We start from the raw sequence: 5427 nt of genomic DNA on the forward strand, positions 1-5427 counted from the left end.
CGCGTTCCACGAGCAGCGGCATCGGGTCGGAGGCGGTGACCAACTCCCGCAGCGGGAACCGGGCGAGGACCGACTCCACCTCCGGGGACAGCGCCGCGGCCAGGCGCCAGGCCGCCGGGTGGTTCTCGTCCCGCAGGGCCGCCGCCGCGTCCAGGACGACCTGACGCCGGTCCTCCGGGACCCCGCCGGCCGCACGCTCGTACCACTGCGCGCCCTCGGTCAGGACCAGCTCGGTGTCGATGCCCGCCGGGATCTTGATCCGGGCGTGGTGCCGCCAGGTGGCGAGCGGGTCCGACCAGGCCTCCACCGTGTAGGTCCAGTGGCCGGGTTCGCCCGCGGTGACCGTGGCACCCCAGCGGTCGGTGCCCGGGGCGAGCTCCCGCATCGGTGTCCAGGGGCCGGGCCGGCCCGCCGGGTCCCGCAGCACCACGTTCGCCGCGACGGCGTCGTGGCCCTCCCGGAACACGGTGGCCGACACCTCGAAGGACTCCCCGGTCACGGCCTTGGCGGGCCGGCGTCCGCGCTGGACCACGGGACGTACGTCGAGGACGGGGATACGGCCCACGGCGGTGGCCGCTTCCGGGGAGGACCGTTCCCCGGCGGTGGCGGCGGACGGACCGGCCGCGCCGGCCGGCGCCGCGCCCTTCCTGCCCGACGCCTTCTTGCCTGGTGCCTTGGCCTTGCTGCTTGTCGGGGGTGCTGACGAGTGGTGCGTGGCGGGCATGACCGCTCCTGTCCGCTTCAACGAGGGTGTGGCGGATGGATATGGGGAGGTGGGTCCTGCGGAGGTGCTGTGGTGCTTTGGTGCTGCTGTGGGGTGCGTACCGGAGGAGCCTTCCCACCCGGTTCGGGTGGGCAATCCGGCACTGTGTTAACTACTCACGCGTACGTCCACCCACAAGACCGGCCCCTCTTTCCGAGTGCCCGGTGACCGGGTCTTGACGCCCCGACACCCCAGACGGGTACGTCCCCACCGACCGCGCGGTAACCACTACCGTCGAAGACGACGACGAGACGTACAACGCTGTGCGTCTCATCCCGCGACGCGTCGAGGTGGCATGTGAAGGCGATCCGTCGGTTCACCGTCCGTCCCGTACTCCCCGACCCCCTGCGGCCCCTGAGCGACCTGGCGCGCAACCTGCGCTGGTCCTGGCACGCCGAAACGCGCGACCTGTTCCAGTCCGTCAGCCCCGAGGGCTGGGCCGGTGCCGGCGGCGACCCGGTGCGGCTGCTCGGCAGCGTGCGGCCGGCCAGGCTGGCCGAGCTGGCCGGGGACCGGCGGTTCCTGCGCCGCCTCACCGCCGCCGCCGACGACCTCGACGACTACCTCACCGGCGACCGCTGGTACCAGGAACAGGCCGACGGCCTGCCCGCCGCCGTCGCCTACTTCTCGCCCGAGTTCGGCATCACGGCCGCGCTCCCGCAGTACTCCGGCGGCCTCGGCATCCTCGCCGGCGACCATCTGAAGGCGGCCAGCGACCTCGGGGTGCCGCTGATCGGGGTGGGGCTGCTGTACCGGCACGGCTACTTCCGGCAGACCCTCTCCCGGGACGGCTGGCAGCAGGAGCACTACCCGGTGCTCGACCCGAACGAACTGCCGCTCACCCAGCTGAAGGAGGCCGACGGCACCCCGGCGCAGGTCTCCCTCGCGCTGCCCGGCGGCAAGGCGCTGCGCGCCCGGATCTTGCTCGCCCAGGTGGGCCGGGTGCCGCTGCTGCTGCTCGACTCGGACGTGGAGGAGAACGAGCTCGGCGAACGCGGGGTGACCGACCGGCTCTACGGCGGCGGCAGCGAGCACCGGCTGCTCCAGGAGATGCTGCTCGGCATAGGAGGTGTGCGGGCCGTACGGACGTACTGCCGGCTCACCGGGCACCCGGAGCCGGAGGTGTTCCACACCAACGAGGGGCACGCGGGCTTCCTCGGCCTGGAGCGGATCGCCGAACTGTGCGCCGACGGGCTGGACTTCGACTCGGCGCTGGAGGCCGTGCGGGGCGGAACGGTGTTCACCACGCACACCCCCGTCCCGGCCGGCATCGACCGCTTCGACCGGGAGCTGGTGGGCCGGCACTTCGGCCCGGACGCCGAACTGCCCGGCATCGAGGTGCAGCGCGTCCTGGCGCTGGGCATGGAGACCTACCCGGGCGGTGAGCCGAACCTGTTCAACATGGCCGTGATGGGGCTGCGGCTGGCCCAGCGGGCCAACGGGGTGTCGCTGCTGCACGGGCAGGTCAGCCGGAACATGTTCGCCGGACTGTGGCCGGGATTCGACGCCGAGGAGGTGCCGATCACCTCCGTGACCAACGGGGTGCACGCGCCGACCTGGGTGGCGCCGGAGGTGCTGCGGCTCGGCGTCCGGCAGATCGGCGTCCAGCGGGCCGAGGACGCGCTGAGCGTCGGCCGCTCCGAGCGCTGGGACGCGGTCGCGGACATCCCGGACCAGGAGGTCTGGGAGCTGCGCCGCACCCTGCGCGAGCAGCTGGTGCTGGAGGTACGGGAGCGGCTGCGGGCCTCCTGGCGGCAACGCGGAGCGGGTGACGCCGAGTTGGGCTGGATCGACGGGGTGCTGGACCCGGACGTCCTGACGATCGGCTTCGCGCGCCGCGTCCCGTCGTACAAACGCCTGACGCTGATGCTCCGCGACCGCGACCGCCTGATGGAGCTGCTGCTGCACCCGGAGCGCCCGGTGCAGATCGTGGTCGCGGGCAAGGCGCACCCGGCGGACGACGGCGGCAAACGCCTGGTGCAGGAGCTGGTCCGCTTCGCCGACGACCCGCGGGTCCGCCACCGGATCGTCTTCCTCCCCGACTACGGCATGGCGATGGCGCAGAAGCTCTACCCGGGCTGCGACATCTGGCTGAACAACCCGCTGCGCCCCCTGGAGGCCTGCGGCACCTCCGGCATGAAGGCGGCGCTGAACGGCTGCCTCAACCTCTCCGTCCTGGACGGCTGGTGGGACGAGTGGTTCCAGCCGGACTTCGGCTGGGCCATCCCGACCGCGGACGGCTCCGGCACCGACCCCGACCGGCGGGACGACATCGAGGCCGCCGCTCTGTACGACCTGCTGGAGCAGCGGATCACGCCCCGCTTCTACGAGCGCGGGCGCGCCGGTCTGCCCGACCGCTGGATCGAGATGGTCCGCCAGACCCTGTCCCTGCTCGGCCCGAAGGTGCTGGCCGGCCGCATGGTCCGGGAGTACGTCGACCGGCTCTACGCCCCCGCCGCGCGGGCCCACCGCGCGCTGACCCCGGACACGGCCCGGGACCTCGCCGAGTGGAAGGCACGGGTGCGGGCCGCCTGGCCGGGGGTGAGCGTCGACCACGTCGAGACGACGGCGACGACGGCCACGGCGGAACTGGGCGGCACGGTGGGCCTGCGGGTCCGGGTCGGCCTCGGCGAACTGGGCCCGGACGACGTGGAGGTGCAGGCGGTGTCCGGGCGGGTGGACGCGGAGGACCGCATCACGGACGCCACGGTGGTCCCCCTGAAACCGGCCGGCACCCCCGACCTGGAGGGCCGCCTCCTCTACGAGGGCCCCCTCTCCCTGGACCGCACCGGCCCCTACGGCTACACGGTCCGCATCCTCCCCACCCACCCCCTGCTGTCCTCCGCCGCGGAACTCGGCCTGGTGACGGTGCCGTCGGAGGAGGTGGTGGAGGGGGCGGGGATGGTGTTGCGGTGAGGAACGACGCGGCAGGACAGGCCCTCTGCTATCGGTGAGTACTCCGCTTCCCGTCCTGCCTCCCTCCAGGGAACCGGGGGCGGGACGCGGATGCGGGCGACCTGGCAGGCTCCGTCAGGGTTCCTGGCCCGTGCAGGGGAGACCTACGAGAGCAAGGCAGTGTGGTGGCGGACCTGGAGCGGCTGCTCATGCGCGGAAAATGGGCAAGTGTTCACAGTACGTCCGACAGAGCGGCCCGGAATTGGTCTACTTCCCGCTGAATGTAAGGCGAGAGGTCGGTGAGCATGCGCACTGTGTCATCAAGGTGACGTGCGAGTTCCGGTGCATTCCTCCATACCGACTCCTTTCGCGTCAATGCCGCCGAAAGCAAGTCGTCGTCATACCAGCCGCCTGCCGCTTCCTTTGGTGCCGTTTCGCGCAGGAAGTCCAGAGCAACGGGAAGGAGCCAATGAAGGCCGACATCTTGCGCGATCAGCCGACGTAGACCCTCCACGTCGAGATCTTTGATGGCGCGCCTTCTCAAATCGTGAACGCCGCGTACCAAGGTCGTGCTGTCCCTTGGAGGCTCGGGCCATCGATCCCCCTCCAGTTCCTCGATCGACCTGCTTTTGTCAATGAACTCCGAGAGCATGATCTCCTCCATTCCACTAGCTTAGCGATGTCCGATCGAATGCAGGAATCCGTTGAGACGGTCAAGCTCTCCGATTACCTCCTTGCGCTTGGTGATCAAAACCTCGATTCCTCGGTCAGTCAGCGTTTCCGGAGGGCCCTCAATTTGACGTTCTAGAACTCTCCGTGCCCTGTCCAGGCCGTCCCGTGCCTGTTTCAATTCCGCAATGTGATCGAACGGTGTTCCGTCAGCTTTTCGGGCGACTACTTCGCCGCTTGCCTCTCGTCTGGCCGCGTCATAGTGGTTGTGATTCGGTTGCGAGTTCACATCGCCAAGTGGGTCCTTCCTTATGTTTTCGAACTTTTCAATGGCTCGTTGCGCGGCCGGCGACAATCCCAACTTACGGCAGGCGTCAGGCGCGAGGCCCAGCGAGTCGGTCCAGCTGTGCGGGTTGTGCACGTACGTGGCCGGGTTGGGTGCGGGCGCGAGTCCGAGGGGGTCTGGTGTGAGATACCGCGCCGTTTCCGGGTCGTAGTGGCGGAAGTAGTTGTAGTGGAGGCCGGTTTCCGGGTCGTAGTACTGGCCCGGGAAGCGTAAGGGGGTGTAGGTCGTGCTGTTCGCCGCCCATGCCGTTGTTCCCCACAGGGTGCTGCGCGTGTGCCAGGCGATGTCGCCTCGTTCGTCGACGAGTTCGGTCGGGGTGCCGATCAGGTCGGTGACGATGGCGAAGAAGCGGGAGTCGATCTCCTGCTGTGGAGCGTTGACCGCGGTGATGCGTTCCGTCTGGGAGAGCGGGCGCAGGCCCTGGTGGTCCCAGGTGAGGGTGACCGGGTGGGGGAGGTCGACGGAGGTCGTCGTCTGTTCGCAGAGCGTGGTGCCGTCCCAGGTGAAGTCCACCCGCTCCACCACCGTTTCGCCGTCCTCGGCCAATCGGAACTTCGCCGTGCGGCGGCCCAGGGGGTCGTAGGTGTAGCGCCAGCGTGTCCCGTCCGGGGTCACCACCGCTGTCAGTTGGTCCTCGATGTCCCATTCGTAGCGCCAGGTGTCCGGCTTGCGGGAGAGGCGGCTCTTCTGGCGGAGGGTGATGCGGCCGAGTGCGTCGTGTTCGTAGCGGACGTTGCCTGCCCGGGTGATGCGG

General features: G+C 69.9%; 4 protein-coding genes. 1 reads left to right on the forward strand and 3 read right to left on the reverse strand.

All coding sequences use genetic code 11. The features are described 5' to 3' along the window. A partial coding sequence (locus IE294_RS46205) for a maltotransferase domain-containing protein (RefSeq protein WP_189895306.1) occupies positions 1–724 on the reverse strand: 724 nt, incomplete at its 3' end. A gap of 336 nt (positions 725–1060) precedes the next feature. Between IE294_RS46205 and IE294_RS46210 the strand changes: the two genes are divergently transcribed. Beyond that, entirely contained in the window at positions 1061–3679 is a 2619-nt protein-coding gene (locus tag IE294_RS46210) for a glycosyltransferase family 1 protein (protein ID WP_189895307.1), read from the forward strand. A gap of 211 nt (positions 3680–3890) precedes the next feature. Here IE294_RS46210 and IE294_RS46215 read toward each other — a convergent pair whose 3' ends face one another. Beyond that, positions 3891–4322 (reverse strand): contact-dependent growth inhibition system immunity protein, encoded by a 432-nt coding sequence (locus IE294_RS46215; protein ID WP_229918245.1) that lies wholly within the window; start codon positions 4320–4322, stop codon positions 3891–3893. A gap of 9 nt (positions 4323–4331) precedes the next feature. Beyond that, positions 4332–5427 (reverse strand): polymorphic toxin type 28 domain-containing protein (locus IE294_RS46220; protein ID WP_189895308.1); only part of this gene is annotated, 1096 nt, incomplete at its 5' end.

It is taken from the genome of Streptomyces canarius, from assembly GCF_014650735.1.
GTDB classification, from domain to species: Bacteria; Actinomycetota; Actinomycetes; order Streptomycetales; family Streptomycetaceae; genus Streptomyces; species Streptomyces olivaceoviridis.

Bases quoted from the DNA above. Each gene is read 5' to 3' on its own strand.
- IE294_RS46215 (WP_229918245.1), bottom strand. From the start codon at position 4,322: ATGGAGGAGATCATGCTCTCGGAGTTCATTGACAAAAGCAGGTCGATC.